Source organism: Streptomyces sp. NPDC051136, assembly GCF_044455745.1.
Lineage (GTDB): Bacteria > Actinomycetota > Actinomycetes > Streptomycetales > Streptomycetaceae > Streptomyces.
Window position 1 is genome coordinate 456,276 of record NZ_JBITFE010000007.1, and the last position, 15,739, is coordinate 472,014.

A 15,739-nucleotide genomic window follows, 5' to 3' on the forward strand; every position below is an offset into this window, starting at 1 on the left:
GGGCGGAAGGCGGGCGGGGGATCAGCTGGTGCGGCCCTTGGCGTCGAACCGCTTCATGCGGTCCAGCACCGAGTCGGCCGTCGGCCCGTACACCTCGTCGACGATGCGTCCGTCGGCCAGGAACACCACCCGGTCCGCGTAGGAGGCGGCCACCGGGTCGTGCGTCACCATCACCACCGTCTGGCCCAGCTCCCGCACCGAGTTGCGCAGGAAGCCCAGCACCTCGGCGCCGGACCGGGAGTCGAGGTTTCCGGTCGGCTCGTCACCGAAGATGATCTCCGGCCGGGAGGCCAGTGCCCGCGCCACGGCCACGCGCTGCTGCTGTCCGCCGGAGAGCTGGGAGGGCCGGTGACCGAGGCGTCCGGACAGCCCGACCATCTGGATCACGGAGTCCAGCCACTGCTTGTCGGGCTTGCGGCCCGCGATGTCCATCGGGAGGGTGATGTTCTCCAGCGCGGTGAGCGTCGGCAGCAGGTTGAACGCCTGGAAGATGAAGCCGATCTTGTCCCGGCGCAACTTGGTGAGCTGCTTGTCCTTGAGCGAGCCCAGCTCGGTCTCGCCGATCCGCACGGAGCCGGACGAGAAGGTGTCGAGGCCGGCGACGCAGTGCATCAGCGTGGACTTGCCGGAACCGGAGGGGCCCATGATCGCGGTGAGCTCGGCCTGCCGGAAGTCGATGGAGACCCGGTCCAGGGCGACCACCTGGGTCTCGCCCTGGCCGTAGATCTTGGAAAGCTCCGTGGCGCGCGCGGCCACGAGGGTGGACCGGTCGGCGATTGGTGCGGTGGTCACGGGAAGGGCGCTCCTGTCGGTACGGCGGGTGGGTCGGCACGGTGTGTGCGGGGACGTCATCCATCGTCCCGGCCGTGCGGCGCCGTGTAGTCAGCCGCTGTTCCGGTTCAGGGGGGCGACTCCGGTCGGACGGCCGGGGCCGGTGTCATACCTGCGGATGAGGGCGGACCCCGACGACAGGGTGAGCCAGAACAGGGCGGGCGCCCTTGTCGGGACGGTGAAATCCCGTCATTCCGCATGCACCGCGGACCGTCTCACGCAAGGCTGTTGGCATGTGCTGATGGCCTGCCCTGGTAGCTGATGCCCCCTCAGGCGCCAATAAAATAAGACAACATCGATCGTCCCGTCCGAGGCCGGGAGGGGCGTCCCGATAGGCTCAAGGCACGCGACGCGGAGCCCATGGCCTGCCCGGATGGTGGAATGCAGACACGGCGAGCTTAAACCTCGCTGCCCCTTCGAGGGCGTGCCGGTTCAAGTCCGGCTCCGGGCACCATCACGCGCTGCCGCCGACCGGGGACGCCCCGTGCGGGTGCGGGCAGGGCGGGCGCGGTGTAGAGAGTAGGTGTGTCGCGGTACCTCGCAGGACTTCTCCGGTCGGCGCGGGCGGGCCACGGAATGATCGTCGTCCCGATCGCCTGGATCGTCGCGGTCTTCACGATCGACGTACTCGCACCCTCGAACATCCATCTGGGTCCGCTCCTCGTCGCCGCCCCGGCGATCACCGCGTCCTTCGGCGGGCCCCGGACGGTGGGAGCGGTGGCCGCGCTGGCGGTGGCCGCGCAGACCGCCATCGGAGTGCTGCGCGACCGGGACGAGCTCTTCTCGTCCAATCACCAGGCACAGATCTACGCCCTCGTGCTGGTGGGGGCGAGTCTCGTGGTCTTCTGCGTCCTGCGTGACCGGCGCGCCCGGGAGCTCTCCCAGGTCCGGTACGTGTCCGAGACCGCCCAGCGGGTGGTGCTGCCGCCGCTGCCCGGAACGCTGGGGCCGCTGCGCGCCGCCGCCCTCTACCTCGCCGCCGAGGAGGAGGCGCGGATCGGCGGCGACCTCTACGCGGCGGTCCGCACCGCCACCGGCACCCGGCTGATCGTCGGCGACGTGCGGGGCAAGGGGATGACCGCGGTGGGCGACGCCGCGCTGCTGCTCGGCGCCTTCCGGGCCGCGGCCCACCGCCAGGCGAGCCTCGGCGACCTGGTGGCCTTCCTCGACAAGAGCGTGAGCTGGGACCTGATGGAGCCGGACGGGACGGACGGCGTCGGGGAAACCTTCATCACGGCCCTGGTCCTGGACGTGCCCGACCGGACCGGCCGGGTGGAGATGATTGCCTGCGGGCACCCCCCACCGGTCGTCGTGCGCGACGGCCGCCCCACGACCATGCACGCCGCCCGGCCCGCCCCTCCGCTGGGACTCGGCGAACTGGCACACCCGCACTACCGCGCGGACAGCTTCCGGTTCGAACCCGGCGACCTTCTGCTGCTGCACACCGACGGGGTCACCGAGGCCCGCGCTCCCTTCGGGGCCTTCTATCCGCTCACCGAGCGGATCACCGGCTGGACCGACCGCGACCCCGAGGCCTTCCTCCGCCGCCTGCGGCGTGACCTGCTGCGCCATGTCGGCGGCCGGCTGGACGACGACGCCGCCGTGGTCGTGATGGTGCGCCCCGCCTCCTCCCGGACCTGACCGCCGGCCGCCTCGCGTCAGGGCGGGGGCCGGAACCGTTGACAGCGGCGCGGCGGGAGCAGAAACTCAGTGCACCGTGAGGGTGAAGGAAAGTTCACCACGCGAACACCGTCGTGTGACGAAGGAACAACGGCAACGACGCCGATCGAAGGGAACGACCGATGCGCACCACCGTCGGCATCATCGGGGCAGGCCCCGCCGGGCTCCTGCTCGCCCGGCTGCTGCACAACGCGGGGATCGACTCGGTCGTCCTGGAGAGCCGCGACCGCGCCTACGTCGAACGCAGGCAGCGCGCCGGAATCCTGGAACAGGGCACGGTGGACGTGCTGCGCGCGGCCGGGGCCGGGGAGCGGATGGACCGCGAGGGGCTGCGCCACGACGGGATCGAGCTGCGGTTCTCCCGGCGCCGCCACCGCGTCGACTTCCCCGCGCTCACCGGCGGCAGGTCCGTCATGGTCTACGCGCAGACCGAGGTCTGCAAGGACCTCATCGCCCTCCAGCTGGAGTCGGGCGGGCCGCTGCTCTTCGAGACCGAGGCGCTGGCCGTGGAGGACGCCGGGACGGACCGGCCGCGCGTCCGCTTCCGGCGGGGCGGCGCGAGCGGCGGCGGCACCGAGGAGGTGCTCGAGTGCGACTACGTCGTCGGCTGCGACGGCTTCTGGGGCGTGGCCCGGGCGGCCGTCCCGGACGGGCGGACCTTCGAGCGGACGTACCCCTTCGGCTGGCTCGGCATCCTCGCCGACGTCGCGCCCTCGCACGACGAGCTGGTCTACGCCCGCCACGACCGCGGCTTCGCCCTGCTGTCCATGCGCTCCCCGTCCGTCTCCCGCCTCTACCTCCAGGTCCCCGCCGACACGGACGCCGACAGCTGGAGCGACGAGGAGATCTGGGACGAGCTGGAGCGCCGCCTGGAGACCGACGACGACTGGACGCTGCGCCGGGGTCCCGTCACCCAGAAGTCGGTCACGCCGATGCGCTCCTACGTGCACGAGCCCATGCGGCACGGCCGTCTCTTCCTGGCCGGCGACGCCGCGCACATCGTGCCCCCCACCGGCGCCAAGGGCCTCAACCTCGCCGTCGGCGACGTGGTCACCCTCGCGCGCGCCCTCGCCCACCGCGCCGCGACCGGCTCGGACGAACTGCTCGACACCTACTCCGCGACCTGCCTGCGCCGCGTCTGGCAGGCCGAGCGGTTCTCGTACGACATGACGACACTGCTGCACAAGGCCCCCGACGCCACGCCCTTCGAGGACCGCCTCCAGCTGGCCCGCCTCGACCGGATCACCTCCTCCCGCGCCGCCGAGACCGACCTCGCCGAGGCCTACACCGGGTTCCCGGTCGGGTGAGCGCGGCCCGCGGCCCGCACGGCCCCGGCCGTGAAGGGAATCACTGATCGGCGTAGCGTGTTGAGCCGCAAGTCGAGGGAAAGATCCTCCCCAAGCAGTAGGGTCATTCCTTTGCCGTTCTATTACTCTTGAGCCAAGGCTGCGCCGTGTGGCCATGGAGGAGTGAAATGAGGAGCAGAAACCCGGTCTTCTCGCGACGGGGGTTCAGCCGCGACAACGGCTACGCGGGCTTCAACGCCGCGCCGCAGGCCGGGGGACCCGCCGTCGCCACGCAGGGCAACCCGTACGCGCAGCCCGCCGGCAACCCGTACGCGCAGAACCCGTACGCGCAGCAGGACCTTCAGTACGGCGCGCCGCCGCAGGCGCCCGCCACCACCGGCCGGATGACGATGGACGACGTCGTCGTCCGCACGGCGAGCACGCTCGGCGTGCTCGTGGTGACCGCCGCGCTCGCATGGGCGCTGCTGCCGGTGGACGACGCCAACATCAGCCGCTCGTACGGCATCGGTATCGGTGCCGCGCTGATCGGCATGGTCCTGGCGCTCGTCCAGTCCTTCAAGCGCAAGCCCACGCCGGCGCTGATCCTGTCGTACGCGGCGTTCGAGGGTGTCTTCCTCGGCGTCGTCTCCAGCGTCGTCGACAACCGCATCGCGGACGGCGCGGCCATGCAGGCCGTGATCGGCACGATGGCGGTCTTCGCCGGCGTGCTGGTCGCCTACAAGGCGGGCTGGATCCGCGTCAACCGACGCTTCTACGGCTTCGTGATGGCGGCCGCGCTCGGCTTCGTCCTGCTGATGATGGTGAACCTGCTGTTCGCCGTCTTCGGCGGCGGTGACGGCCTCGGCTTCCGCAGCGGTGCGCTCGGTGTCGTCTTCGGCGTCATCGGCGTCATCCTCGGCGCCTGCTTCCTGGCCCTCGACTTCAAGCAGGTCGAGGACGGGCTCGCCTACGGCGCCCCGCGCGAGGAGGCCTGGTTCGCCGCGTTCGGCCTCACGCTGACGCTGGTCTGGATCTACCTGGAGTTCCTGCGGCTCATCGCGATCCTGAACAGCAACGACTAGCAGGACCGAGCAGCACCACGCAGCTGAAGGGCCCCGGGCTTCACGCCCGGGGCCCTTCGTCGTCATGAGGCCGGGCCCCGCTCACCGCAGTTTGCGCGCGGCCCTTCTCAGGTCGTATTCGTGGACGATGGCCTTCGCGTGGCCGTACGCGAGGTTGTGTTCGTGGCGGAGCCAGCTGACCTTTTCCTCGAACCGGAAGAGGGAGGGTCCGTCCTCGACGGCACGCAGCCAGTCGGAGATCTCACGGCCGGTGCACTGGGGAATGCGGGCGAGCAGATTGCGATGGGTCTCCTCGGAGAAGACGTGGGACATCGGCGCCTCCGGGCGAAAGGGGATGTGAGCCGGTCCTTCAGGTCACCGTGCCCGAGCGTGCGCCCGTTGGCAACAGTCCCGGACGGCCGCGTACGCTCACGCCGTGGTTGATACGACGCCCTTGACCCGTGCCGTGGACGACTTCGCCGACCGGCTGCGGGCCGCCCCGCAGAGCCGGCTGCAACGCGGCGCCGCCGCCGAGGCGCTGGAGCTGGCCAGGGAGTTGGCCCGGCGCGCCCAGTCGGTGGAGGAGCCCGGAACCGAGCCCCGTGAGATGCCGGACGCGGGCATGTTCGCCGCGGCCGACCAGATCGCCGTCGCCGCACACGACTTGGCCCTCGTCCTGGAGGACGAGAGCCAGGTGGAGGAAGCGGCGGCGCTGGTGGAGGAGGCCCGCAAGCGGGCCGGGGTCTGACGCGACCGGGTGACTACAGGGACGCGATGACGCGGTCCGCCAGGATGTACACGGTCTCCTCGCCGCAGGCGAAGGTCAGCGTGTAGGCGCCGGAGATCCCGGAGCCGCCGAGCAGGTACGGCGTCTGGCCGGCGCCCAGCGCGGCGGCCAGGCGCTCGGCCGTCTCGCGGTGGCCGGGGGTCATGCACAGGGTGGTGCCGTCGGCGAAGACGTACACGTCGAGCGTGCCCAGCGGCCCCGGCCGGACGTCCGCCAGCGCGACGCTCGACCCCGCCAGCTCCTCCAGGGCGGCCACCGTGCGGTCGTGGTCGTTCCCGGCCGGGGACGGGTTCGGTACGAAGTCCGGGTGCGAGGGGTGCCGGCGGCGGGCGGCGGCCAGCTCGGCGGACTCCCGCGGCCCCGCCTCCTGCGCAGTCGGCTCGTCGCTGTCCGCGACCGGCTCGACCACGGGCTCCAGGCCCACGAGGTCCGCCTGGCGGGGCAGGAACAGCTCACTGTCGGACAGACCGAGCAGCAGTGGCGCGTCGGAGGCGTCCCGGGTCTCCTGGGCGGCCCAGAAGGCCCGCGCCTCGGCGAGTTCCCGCTCACGCTCCTCGGCGAGCGCCTCCGCGACGGCGGCGCGTATCTCCTCGGCGTCGGCGGTGGTACGGGCGGCGGGCACCCGGCCCCGCGTGGCGTTGGCCCGGCTCTCGGCCAGCTCGGCGCGCAGGGCGCTCACCTGCCGGCGCAGCACCATGACGCTGCGCAGGACGGCGACGCCCACGGCGCCGGTGGCGGCCGTGGTGAGCAGCAGGGCGATCGGCATGGCGCTCACTGACGTACTCCCGGTTCAAGGTCGACCCCCGACTTCCTACCTCAGCTTGAAGGGAGGACTATCCGTCTGTCAGTGCACAACGTCACGAAACGGACAGGACTTTGGGCCCGGACGATGGGGGTGTCACCGGGCTGACCTGCGAAAATCGGGGGATCAGGAGACGTAGGTCACATCCTGGGCGAGTTTGGGTCACAAAACGGCCCGGAACCCCGGGGTGCACAGGGTTCCGGGCCGTCTCGTCACGCTGGGTCCGGCAGGCGCTACTGACGGTCCCTCAGTGATCCCCGGCGGGGTGTCAGCTCAGGCGCTCGATGACCATGGCCATGCCCTGACCGCCGCCGACGCACATGGTCTCCAGGCCGAACTGCTTGTCGTGCGTCTGGAGGGAGTTGATCAGCGTGCCGGTGATGCGGGCGCCGGTCATGCCGAAGGGGTGGCCCACCGCGATGGCGCCGCCGTTGACGTTCAGCTTCTCCAGCGGGATGCCGAGGTCACGGTAGGAGGGGATGACCTGCGCGGCGAACGCCTCGTTGATCTCGACCAGGTCGATGTCGCCGATGCCGAGCCCGGCGCGGGACAGCGCCTGCTTGCTCGCCTCGACCGGGCCGAGGCCCATGATCTCGGGGGAGAGGCCGGAGACGCCGGTGGAGACGATGCGGGCGAGCGGGGTCAGGCCCAGCTCGCGGGCCTTGGTGTCGCTCATGATCACCAGGGCGGCGGCGCCGTCGTTGAGCGGGCAGCAGTTGCCGGCGGTGACCAGGCCGTCGGGGCGGAAGACGGGCTTGAGGCCCTGCACGCCCTCCAGGGTGACGCCGGCGCGGGGGCCGTCGTCCTTGGAGACGACCGTGCCGTCGGGCAGCGTGACCGGGGTGATCTCGCGCTCCCAGAAGCCGTTCTTGATGGCCTCCTCGGCGAGGTTCTGGGACCGGACGCCGAACTCGTCCATGTCCTGCCGGGTGATGCCCTTGGCGCGGGCGAGGTTCTCGGCCGTCTGGCCCATCGCGATGTACGGGTCGGGCACGAGGCCGTCCTCGCGCGGGTCGTGCCAGGTGGTGCCCTCCTGCTGGGCGACCTCGGCGGTGCGGGCCTCGGCCTCGGCGAACAGCGGGTTGTGCGTGTCCGGCAGGCTGTCGGAGTTGCCCTTGGCGAACCGGGAGACCATCTCGACACCGGCCGAGATGAAGACGTCGCCCTCACCGGCCTTGATGGCGTGCAGGGCCATGCGGGAGGTCTGCAGGGACGAGGAGCAGTACCGGGTGACGGTGCAGCCGGGCAGGTGGTCCATGCCCATCTCGACGGCGACGATCCGGCCGAGGTTGTTGCCCTGCTCGCCGCCGGGCAGGCCGCAGCCCAGCATCAGGTCGTCGATGTCCCGCGGGTCCAGCTCGGGGACCTTGGCGAGGGCCGCCTGGATGATCGTGGCGGCCAGGTCGTCGGGGCGCAGGTCCTTCAGGGAGCCCTTGAAGGCGCGGCCGATGGGGGAACGGGCGGCTGAGACGATCACGGCTTCGGGCATCACGGCTCCAGTGGCGAGGCGGTACGGGCGGGCAGCGCTGGTTGGGAAGTTACCCGGCCGTATGGCCCGGGTCACGGCTCTGGGCATGTGACATGGACCGCAAGTGTCTAAGCGCTTGCTTTTGCCTCCGGCGGTGGGGCGGTGTCCCCGTGCCGGGCGCTGTGGGCCTCCCAGGGGGCCGCGCCCCCAGACCCCCTTCGTCCCGCACGGCCTCGTCCTCATACGCCGGACGGGCTGGTGAGGGCGGGCGGCGTGCATTGGTGGGTGGGGGAGGGGCGGGAGGCTGCGCTCCCGGACCCCCCTTCGGCCTGGACGGCCTCGTCCTCAAACGCCGGACGGGCTGGTCGGTTCCGCCTCCGACACCCGGCGCCGCCTCCTCCGCTTCAGCAGCGCCCAAGGCCCCCGCGGCCCCGAGGGCATCGCCGCGGCGACCTCCGTGCCCGCCTCGGACGCCGCCTCCGCCGCCGCCCGGGCCACCGGCAGGAAGCCCTCGCGCCGCAGCGCGTCCGGGTGCTCCTCGTCGGCCGGCCACAGGCCGAGCGCGGCGCACACCGACGGCAGGACCGCCATCGCGGCCGTGGCGTACCCCTCCGCCGAGGGGTGGTAGTTGTCCGGCCCGAACAGCTCCCGCGGATTCTGCGCGAACTCCGGGCCCAGCAGGTCGCCCAGCGACACCGTGCGCCCGCCCTGCTCGACGACCCCGATGGTCTGCGCCGCCGCCAGCTGCCGCGAGGCGCGCCGGGCCAGCCAGCGCAGCGGCTGCCGCACCCGCTCGATCGTGCCCAGGTCGGGGCAGGTGCCGACCACCACCTCCGCGCCGGCCGTGCGCAGCCGCCGTACCGCGCCGGCCAGGTGCCGCACCGAGCGGGTCGGCGGCATCCGGTGGGTGACGTCGTTGGCGCCGACCATGATCACGCAGATGTCGGGCACCCGGTCCGGATCCGCGAGCGCCAGCGTCACCTGCCGGTCCAGGTCGTCCGAGCACGCCCCCGGCAGGGCGACCGACCCCAGCCGCACCGGCCGCTCCGCCACCGCCGCGAGCCCCGACGCCAACAGGGCGCCCGGCGTCTGCCCGGCCCGGTGGACGCCCTGCCCGGCGGCGGTGGAGTCGCCCAGCATCGTCAGCCGCAGCGGCGGCTCACCGGCCGTGGGCAGGGTGCCGCCGTACAACCCCTGCGCGTTCGGCACCCGGGTGGGCGTGCCCACGCCCACCCGGCGCCTGGCCAGCTGCACCTCCGCCACCACCAGCCCGACCGCCGCCGCGCCGGCCAGCCCGATGCCGCCGCCGCCGTACGCCGCGCCGGCCGCGATCCGCCGGGCCACCCTCGCCCTCGACATGCTCGTCATGCGTCGCCGCCACCTCCCGAAACCCGTACACCCACTCCTTGCCCCGTACGGACGGTCGCCCAATCTCAACGCAGGGTGAACGACCGTGACGGGGCATGCCCGGGCCGCCAGGCCATAGGCTGGCAGGACCGATATCGACCCCTCATTTGCGGCATCCGGAGACCACGGTGCAATTCCACGACTCGATGATCAGCCTCGTCGGCAACACCCCGCTGGTGCGGCTCAACAGCGTGACCAAGGGGATCAGGGCCACCGTCCTGGCCAAGGTGGAGTACTTCAACCCGGGCGGCTCGGTGAAGGACCGCATCGCCCTGCGCATGATCGAGGCCGCCGAGAAGAGCGGAGAGCTGCAGCCGGGCGGCACGATCGTCGAGCCGACCAGCGGCAACACGGGCGTGGGCCTGGCCATCGTGGCCCAGCAGAAGGGCTACAAGTGCATCTTCGTCTGCCCTGACAAGGTGTCCACCGACAAGATCAACGTGCTGCGCGCGTACGGCGCCGAGGTCGTCGTCTGCCCGACCGCGGTCGACCCCGAGCACCCCGACTCCTACTACAACGTCTCCGACCGGCTGGTCCGCGAGACGCCGGGCGCCTGGAAGCCGGACCAGTACTCCAACCCGAACAACCCCCTCTCCCACTACCACTCCACCGGCCCCGAGCTGTGGGAGCAGACCGAGGGGAAGATCACCCACTTCGTGACCGGCGTCGGCACCGGCGGCACCATCTCCGGCACCGGCCGGTACCTGAAGGACGCCAGTGACGGCGCGGTGAGGGTGATCGGCGCCGACCCCGAGGGCTCCGTCTACTCCGGCGGCTCCGGGCGCCCGTACCTGGTCGAGGGCGTCGGTGAGGACTTCTGGCCGACGGCGTACGACCGTGAGGTCGCGGACGAGATCGTCGCCGTCTCCGACAAGGACTCCTTCCAGATGACCCGCCGCCTCGCCAAGGAGGAGGGTCTGCTGGTGGGCGGCTCCTGCGGCATGGCGGTCGTCGCGGCCCTGGAGGTCGCGGCCCGGCTCGGCGAGGACGACGTGGTCGTGGTCCTGCTGCCGGACAGCGGGCGCGGCTACCTCAGCAAGATCTTCAACGACGAGTGGATGGCCGACTACGGCTTCCTGGAGGACGCCGGCCCCAGCGCCCGCGTCGCCGAGGTCCTGAACCACAAGGAGGGCGGCCACATCCCCTCCCTCGTCCACATGCACCCGGACGAGACCGTCGGCGAGGCCATCGAGGTGCTGCGCGAGTACGGCGTCTCGCAGATGCCGATCGTCAAGCCCGGCGCCGGCCACCCGGACGTGATGGCCGCCGAGGTCGTCGGCTCGGTCGTGGAGCGCGAGCTGCTGGACGCGCTGTTCACCCAGCGCGCCTCGCTGGAGGACCCGCTGGAGAAGCACATGTCCGCCCCCCTGCCCCAGGTCGGCTCCGGCGAGCCGGTCGCGGACCTGATGTCGGTGCTCGGCGGCGCCGACGCGGCGATCGTCCTCGTCGAGGGCAAGCCGACCGGTGTGGTGAGCCGGCAGGACCTGCTGTCCTTCCTCGCCCGGGGCAAGTAACGGCCGACGGCCGGTTGCCGATCTTCGTGGACTTCGCGGAAGTGGTACGCGCACGTCACGTGCGCGCAGCAGTCGCTTAACACGGGACCGGCAGAGTATGCGGTGTCGGCAGGGCAGGGGGGCGCGGCTCCCGGGCGTCGAGCCCGGGAGGAGACTCCCCGTCCCGCCGGCGCCGAACGGCGTCACGGACCTTCCGGAGCGGCTCCCGGACCTCCAAGGACGCCACGGGCGCGCCGCCCGGTCGTGAGGCCGGTACCGCGCGTCCCCCGCGGGGACCGCCGTCGTCCCGCCCCCCAGCGCTGGGGGTGCGGCGGTCCCCGCGCAGTTCTTTCGCTCGCGTCTTTCGCTCGCGGCCGGCTCGCGGCCTGTCCCCGGGCCGGTCCTCCCGGCTCAGTCCTCCCCGGTTCAGTCCTCCCAGGCTTCGGCCCTGCTCGCACGGCGGCGGCCGAACAGCTCCGGGTTGGTCCGGGCCGCCTGGACGACGTTGACCCCGACGATGCCGGCCCAGGCGACCAGCATCCCCGAGAGGTCCGCCACCCCGCCGCCGATCGCGGACAGCGGGACCGCGAGCACCAGCGAGACGATGCCGAAGCCGAACCGCTCGCCGAAGGAGTCCGTGGGCCTCGGCGACCGGCTGTCGCGGGCCGCCGTCATCTGCTGCTCGGCAAGTTGCCGGCGCACCCGGCGCTCCACCGCGCCGTCGATGCGCTGGTCGACCTTCTCCAGGAACGAGTCGACCAGCGCGGACTCGTACTCCTCACCCAGTTCCCTGCGGGTGCGCAGGGTGGCGTCGAGTTCCCTCTTGAGGTCGGCGTCGTGCGCGTCCATTCCCGTCATGGCCCTCACCGTAGGCAGCCGGGGCGGCCCCGGCACTGGGGACAGCCCCCGTTTCCGGCGGGGGCCGGCCGGTGGCACCGGCCTCCGCGGCGCGGTTCCGGGGCCCACCGGGGCCCCCGCCCCCGCGACGCGGATCGTCACCGGCCCTCGCGGCGGGCCAGGGCGCGTCGGAGGCCCGGTCGATCATCAGCGACCCCCGGACGCGGTCGCCCGCCGAACGGCTCCTCACCGGCGCCGGCCGACTCGGCCCGGTGCGGGGGTCCGCCGACGGCCTGTATAACGGTATGCAGGAGTCGGGGTGAGTGAATAGGTCAAGGGGGCCATGTCGTGAACGGGACTGGCGGGAGCGGCGGAACGAACGGGGCGGCCGGTGGCGGCGCGGCCGACAGCCCGGCCGCACGGCTGCAAACTCTGTTCGAGGGGCACCGGCTGACACCCACCCAGCGGCGCATCGCGCACAGCATGGTGCGCCGCGCGTCCGACGTGCCCTTCCTGTCCAGCGTGGAGCTGGCCGAACTGGCCGGGGTCAGCCAGCCGTCCGTGACCCGCTTCGCCGTCGCCCTGGGCTTCGACGGCTATCCGGCCCTGCGCCGTCACCTGCGCGAGGTCGCCCCCGCGGAACCGGTCGCGGACACCGGCACCGTCAACGAGTACCAGCAGGCCGTGGCGGCCGAGATCGAGAACCTGCGGCACCTCGCGGAGGTGCTGGCGGACCCGGGACCGGTGCGGGAGGCGGGCCGTCTGCTCGCCGGGAGCCGGCCGCTGCCGGTGCTCGGGCTGCGGGCCGCCGCCGCCCAGGCGCACGGCTTCGCCTACTTCGCCGCCAAGGTCCACCCGGACGTCCGGCTGCTGGGCGAGGGCGGCACGATGCTCCGCGACCGCATCGACGCCGCCGTCCGCGCCGGGGCGGGCACCCTGCTCTGCTTCGCCCTGCCCCGGCACCCGCGCGAGGTCGTCGAAGCGCTCGCCCATGCCAAGGAAGCGGGGCTCACGGTGGTGACCGTCGCCGACTCCGCCTTCGCGCCGGTCGCCAAGGTGTCCGACCTGCTGCTGCCCGCCGCCGTCGGCACCGGCCTCGCCTTCGACACCGCCTGTGCGCCGATGCTGCTCGGCCGGATGCTGCTGGAGGCGATGTGCGACGACCTGCCCGACGCGCAGGCCCGGCTTGAGGAGTTCGACGCCAAGGCCGTGGCACGGGGGCTCTTCGTGGACTGACCCGTCCAGGGCGTGTCCGGTCGATCTTCAAGCCTCGGGATTGATTTCACAGTCGGAGTTGGGTCCGGGGTAAATCAGGCTTTGGTGACCGTCATCGAACATCACCAGGTACGGCGGTTCGCCGTTCTGCCCTTTCACCTCGACGATCTCACCGTCCGCTGAGGCGCCCGAGTGGCTGCGCATTCGGATTCTGTCGCCGACAGTTGCTTGCATGAGTCGGGCTCCGTTCTTGGGTCGCGTTGTCGGACCGTGCCAGGGGAGAGCGGGCGCTCGTCCGCCCGCAAGGTACGTGGGGGCTCCATCAGCATGCGGGGCTTCAACGCCCGTCGCCTGGTGGTGCGGGTCAGAACTCGCCCGGGTGAGTGACGGCGGTCTACCGCGTGAGCGACCTACCGGCCACGCCTAGTCTCGTGCCCCGGTCGGCGGACGGCCTCTCAGATTCGTCTCAGCTTGCCCCGTTACAGTGCGGCGCCTGACACACCCTTCGGACGCGTCGCACAGGCGCATCGCACGGGACGCGTCGCACGGGTCGGCACGGAAGAGGAGGCAGGACGTGGCGCGCGGAGGACAGGTGGGGCTGGCTCGGGTGGCCGTCGTCGTACGGGCGGGCGCCGCACCCCTGTGGTGGCTGGGCGTGTTCGCGGCGGGCATCGGCGTGCTGGTGCCGGGACTGACGGGACGCCGGATCGGGGTGTTGGCGGGTGCTGCGCTCTTCATCGTCGCCACGTCCGTCGTGGCGTGGGTGCGCCGGCGGCGCTACACCGCCCTGGCCGGTTCGGCCGCCCGCGCGGGCAAGCACGACGTGCTCCAGGACCGCGGCGTCACCGTACGCAACTGGCGCCGGGGTCACCGCTGGTGGCTGCTCCTCGCCTTCCTCGCCGCTCTCGGGAGCGCCTTCGCCGTCCCCGCGGCGGGCGGCATGCTGCTGGCCGGCTGCGGCGCCGGGCTGTGGCTCAAGTCGGCCTGGCTCGGCCGTCGCGAACAGTCCGGCGACGCCCTGCTGTGGGTCCGCGTGGACTGGCTCTCCGGCAACGCCGGCCGCCCCGCCGGCAAGGCGGTGAAGGCCTACCGCAGCACCGGCATCGCGGCGGGCGACGCGGCGCCGGGCGGGGCGAGGCGGAAGACGGTGGCGGCGGTCTGACGCCGGTCGGCGGCCGGGGCGCGGGGCCGTGGCACGGCCCGGCCGCACCAGCCGGGCGCCGTGAGCCACGGCGCCCGGCCTACGAAGCGACCATGGCGCGCGCCCGGCCCACGAAGCACCCATGGCGCGCCCGGCTTACGAAGCGGCCACGGCGCGCCCGGCTTACGAAGCACCCACGGCGCGCGCCTCCCGAAGCACCCCGTCGCGCGCGGCCTGCCGCGGCCTACGAAGCGCCTCCACGGCCCCGGAGAAGGCCCCCGGTCAGCGAGTCGGCGTACTCCCCTCCCGCCTCGGCCACGATCTCCTCGACCGCCTGCGCCCTGCGCACCGCGGCGAAGGTGACGCCCGCCTCCCCGCCCCCGGCGAACCCGTACACCGCGGGCCGCGCCAGCGAGTTGTACGCGTAGTGGTGCGCGAAGTAGTACGCCCCCGTGTCCAGCGCCGCCGCGTAGTCCCCCTGCTCCAGCAGCGGCATCGCCCGGCCCACGGCCAGCAGGTCGCCCGCGAAGCAGGCCGGGCCGGCCACGTCCTGCACCACGTCGGGCCCCTCCTTCGGCCGCCCCTTGCCGTCGTACGCGGCGATCCGCAGCGGCCACGCCCCCGGCGCGTACACCGTCCGCGTCGCGACCTGCACGCCCGCGTGCGTCACCGCGACCGGCCGCCCCCCGGCGCTCTTGGCGTACTCCACCCGCGCGACGACCGTGCCGTGCTTGGCCAGCAGCGACCGGCCGAACTCGGTGACCAGCCCGTACCGCCCGTCGAACAGCCCCGGCACCGTCTCGCTCAGCAGGCGCGCGTACTCGGCGTACGTCGGTGCCGTCCCGTCCGACGCGAAGTTCACCGGGAGGCCGCCGCCGATGTCGAGCGTGTCGACCTGGGTGCGGCCCGCCCGCTCGTTGATCTCCTCGGCGAGCGCGTACGTCTCCCGGACGCCCTCGGCCATCAGGGGCAGCGGGATGCCCTGGGACCCGGTGTGCGCGTGCAGGCGGGTCAGCCACGGCCGGTCCAGGTACGCCCGCACCACCCACTCGCGCGCTCCCTCGTCGCGGAGGGCCACCCCGAACTTCGAGGTCGCCGTCGCGGTCGAGAGCGCTTCGATGGAACCGCCGCCGACCTGTGGGTTCACCCGGATGCCCAGCGGTGAGGAGGTGCCCGGGGCGGATTTCACCAGAGCGTCGAGGCGCTCCAGCTCCTGAGGATTGTCCGCGTTGAGGGCGATGCCCAGCGACAGCGCCTCGCGCAGCTCGTCCGGCGTCTTGGCGGGCGAGTCCAGCACCGTCCGCTCCGCGGGCACCCCGGCCGCCCGCGCCAGAGCCAGCTCGCCCGGGCTCGCCACCTCGGCGCCGATGCCCGCCTCGTGCAGCAGCCGCAGCACCGGAACCAGCGGGGACGCCTTCACCGCGAAGGCGTGCAGCACGGGTGTCCCCGGCGCCGTCACCGCCTCGAACGCCGAGCGCAGCGCCGCGGCCGACTCCCGGATGCCGGTGACGTCCAGCAGCCCGACGATCGGTGTGCCGGGTCCCAGCAGCCCCTGCTCCACGGCCGCCCGTACCGCGTCGTCCCGCCGCGCCGCCCGCTCCGTGCCGGTGCCGCCGCTCATGTCCGTGCCGTCGCTCACGCCAAGCCTCCCTGCCCTCGCCGCCTGCCCTGACGCGTCCCTTCCACACTCGCACGCGCACCCTGCGGGACACGACCCTGTTGACTAGCTCT

At 72.8% G+C, this 15,739-nt stretch carries 15 protein-coding genes and 1 tRNA gene; 8 read left to right on the forward strand and 8 right to left on the reverse strand.

Going from position 1 to position 15,739, the window contains the following annotated elements; genetic code table 11:
* Positions 1-21: 21 nt before the first annotated feature.
* Entirely contained in the window at positions 22-792 is a 771-nt protein-coding gene (locus ACIBCJ_RS22595) for an ABC transporter ATP-binding protein (RefSeq protein ID WP_362097824.1), read from the reverse strand.
* 406 nt (positions 793-1,198) lie between these two features.
* Here ACIBCJ_RS22595 and ACIBCJ_RS22600 point away from each other — a divergent pair.
* From ACIBCJ_RS22600 to ACIBCJ_RS22615, 4 genes are all read left to right on the forward strand, one after another.
* Positions 1,199-1,285 (forward strand) — tRNA-Leu (locus tag ACIBCJ_RS22600).
* A gap of 122 nt (positions 1,286-1,407) precedes the next feature.
* Complete coding sequence (locus tag ACIBCJ_RS22605) at positions 1,408-2,472, forward strand: PP2C family protein-serine/threonine phosphatase (RefSeq protein WP_365981483.1); 1,065 nt, start codon at positions 1,408-1,410, stop codon at positions 2,470-2,472.
* Positions 2,473-2,633: 161 nt separating this feature from the next.
* Positions 2,634-3,818, forward strand: coding sequence for a 4-hydroxybenzoate 3-monooxygenase (locus ACIBCJ_RS22610; protein WP_362502285.1), 1,185 nt, complete (start codon positions 2,634-2,636; stop codon positions 3,816-3,818).
* 167 nt (positions 3,819-3,985) lie between these two features.
* Positions 3,986-4,879, forward strand: coding sequence for a Bax inhibitor-1/YccA family protein (locus tag ACIBCJ_RS22615; protein ID WP_133890579.1), 894 nt, complete (start codon positions 3,986-3,988; stop codon positions 4,877-4,879).
* Between the two features lie 81 nt (positions 4,880-4,960).
* Here the strand turns inward: ACIBCJ_RS22615 and ACIBCJ_RS22620 are convergent, their stop codons facing one another.
* Positions 4,961-5,191, reverse strand: coding sequence for a DUF4287 domain-containing protein (locus tag ACIBCJ_RS22620; RefSeq protein ID WP_362097834.1), 231 nt, complete (start codon positions 5,189-5,191; stop codon positions 4,961-4,963).
* 133 nt (positions 5,192-5,324) lie between these two features.
* On the opposite strand from ACIBCJ_RS22620, the gene ACIBCJ_RS22625 reads away from it, so the two are divergent.
* Positions 5,325-5,606 carry a hypothetical protein gene (locus ACIBCJ_RS22625; RefSeq protein WP_362098043.1) on the forward strand — a complete coding sequence of 94 codons (282 nt, stop codon included), beginning with the start codon at positions 5,325-5,327 and terminating at the stop codon, positions 5,604-5,606.
* Between the two features lie 13 nt (positions 5,607-5,619).
* Here the strand turns inward: ACIBCJ_RS22625 and ACIBCJ_RS22630 are convergent, their stop codons facing one another.
* The 3 genes from ACIBCJ_RS22630 to ACIBCJ_RS22640 all read right to left on the reverse strand — a co-directional run bounded on the left by ACIBCJ_RS22630 (position 5,620) and on the right by ACIBCJ_RS22640 (position 9,283).
* A complete protein-coding gene (locus ACIBCJ_RS22630; RefSeq protein ID WP_362502282.1) occupies positions 5,620-6,420 on the reverse strand; it encodes a hypothetical protein in 801 nt (266 codons plus the stop codon).
* 295 nt (positions 6,421-6,715) lie between these two features.
* On the reverse strand, positions 6,716-7,936 hold the full coding sequence (locus tag ACIBCJ_RS22635; protein WP_133890576.1) for an acetyl-CoA C-acetyltransferase: 1,221 nt from the start codon (positions 7,934-7,936) through the stop codon (positions 6,716-6,718).
* A 324-nt stretch (positions 7,937-8,260) separates the two neighbouring features.
* The gene (locus tag ACIBCJ_RS22640; RefSeq protein WP_362097840.1) at positions 8,261-9,283 is read right to left on the reverse strand and encodes an SGNH/GDSL hydrolase family protein; all 1,023 of its coding nucleotides are present in this window, start codon (positions 9,281-9,283) and stop codon (positions 8,261-8,263) included.
* A 167-nt stretch (positions 9,284-9,450) separates the two neighbouring features.
* Between ACIBCJ_RS22640 and ACIBCJ_RS22645 the strand changes: the two genes are divergently transcribed.
* Positions 9,451-10,836, forward strand: coding sequence for a cystathionine beta-synthase (locus ACIBCJ_RS22645; RefSeq protein WP_362097843.1), 1,386 nt, complete (start codon positions 9,451-9,453; stop codon positions 10,834-10,836).
* Between the two features lie 405 nt (positions 10,837-11,241).
* On the opposite strand, the gene ACIBCJ_RS22650 is transcribed toward ACIBCJ_RS22645, so the two are convergent.
* The gene (locus ACIBCJ_RS22650; RefSeq protein ID WP_365981509.1) at positions 11,242-11,664 is read right to left on the reverse strand and encodes a hypothetical protein; all 423 of its coding nucleotides are present in this window, start codon (positions 11,662-11,664) and stop codon (positions 11,242-11,244) included.
* Positions 11,665-12,000: 336 nt separating this feature from the next.
* Here ACIBCJ_RS22650 and ACIBCJ_RS22655 point away from each other — a divergent pair, with 336 nt between their 5' ends.
* The gene (locus ACIBCJ_RS22655; protein WP_365981482.1) at positions 12,001-12,888 is read left to right on the forward strand and encodes a MurR/RpiR family transcriptional regulator; all 888 of its coding nucleotides are present in this window, start codon (positions 12,001-12,003) and stop codon (positions 12,886-12,888) included.
* Between the two features lie 27 nt (positions 12,889-12,915).
* Here ACIBCJ_RS22655 and ACIBCJ_RS22660 read toward each other — a convergent pair whose 3' ends face one another.
* Positions 12,916-13,101 carry a DUF1918 domain-containing protein gene (locus ACIBCJ_RS22660; RefSeq protein ID WP_365981481.1) on the reverse strand — a complete coding sequence of 62 codons (186 nt, stop codon included), beginning with the start codon at positions 13,099-13,101 and terminating at the stop codon, positions 12,916-12,918.
* 340 nt (positions 13,102-13,441) lie between these two features.
* Here ACIBCJ_RS22660 and ACIBCJ_RS22665 point away from each other — a divergent pair, with 340 nt between their 5' ends.
* A complete protein-coding gene (locus ACIBCJ_RS22665) occupies positions 13,442-14,029 on the forward strand; it encodes a hypothetical protein (protein ID WP_362097847.1) in 588 nt (195 codons plus the stop codon).
* Between the two features lie 223 nt (positions 14,030-14,252).
* On the opposite strand, the gene ACIBCJ_RS22670 is transcribed toward ACIBCJ_RS22665, so the two are convergent.
* Positions 14,253-15,629, reverse strand: coding sequence for a diaminopimelate decarboxylase (locus ACIBCJ_RS22670; RefSeq protein WP_365981508.1), 1,377 nt, complete (start codon positions 15,627-15,629; stop codon positions 14,253-14,255).
* Between the last annotated feature and the right edge of the window lie 110 nt (positions 15,630-15,739).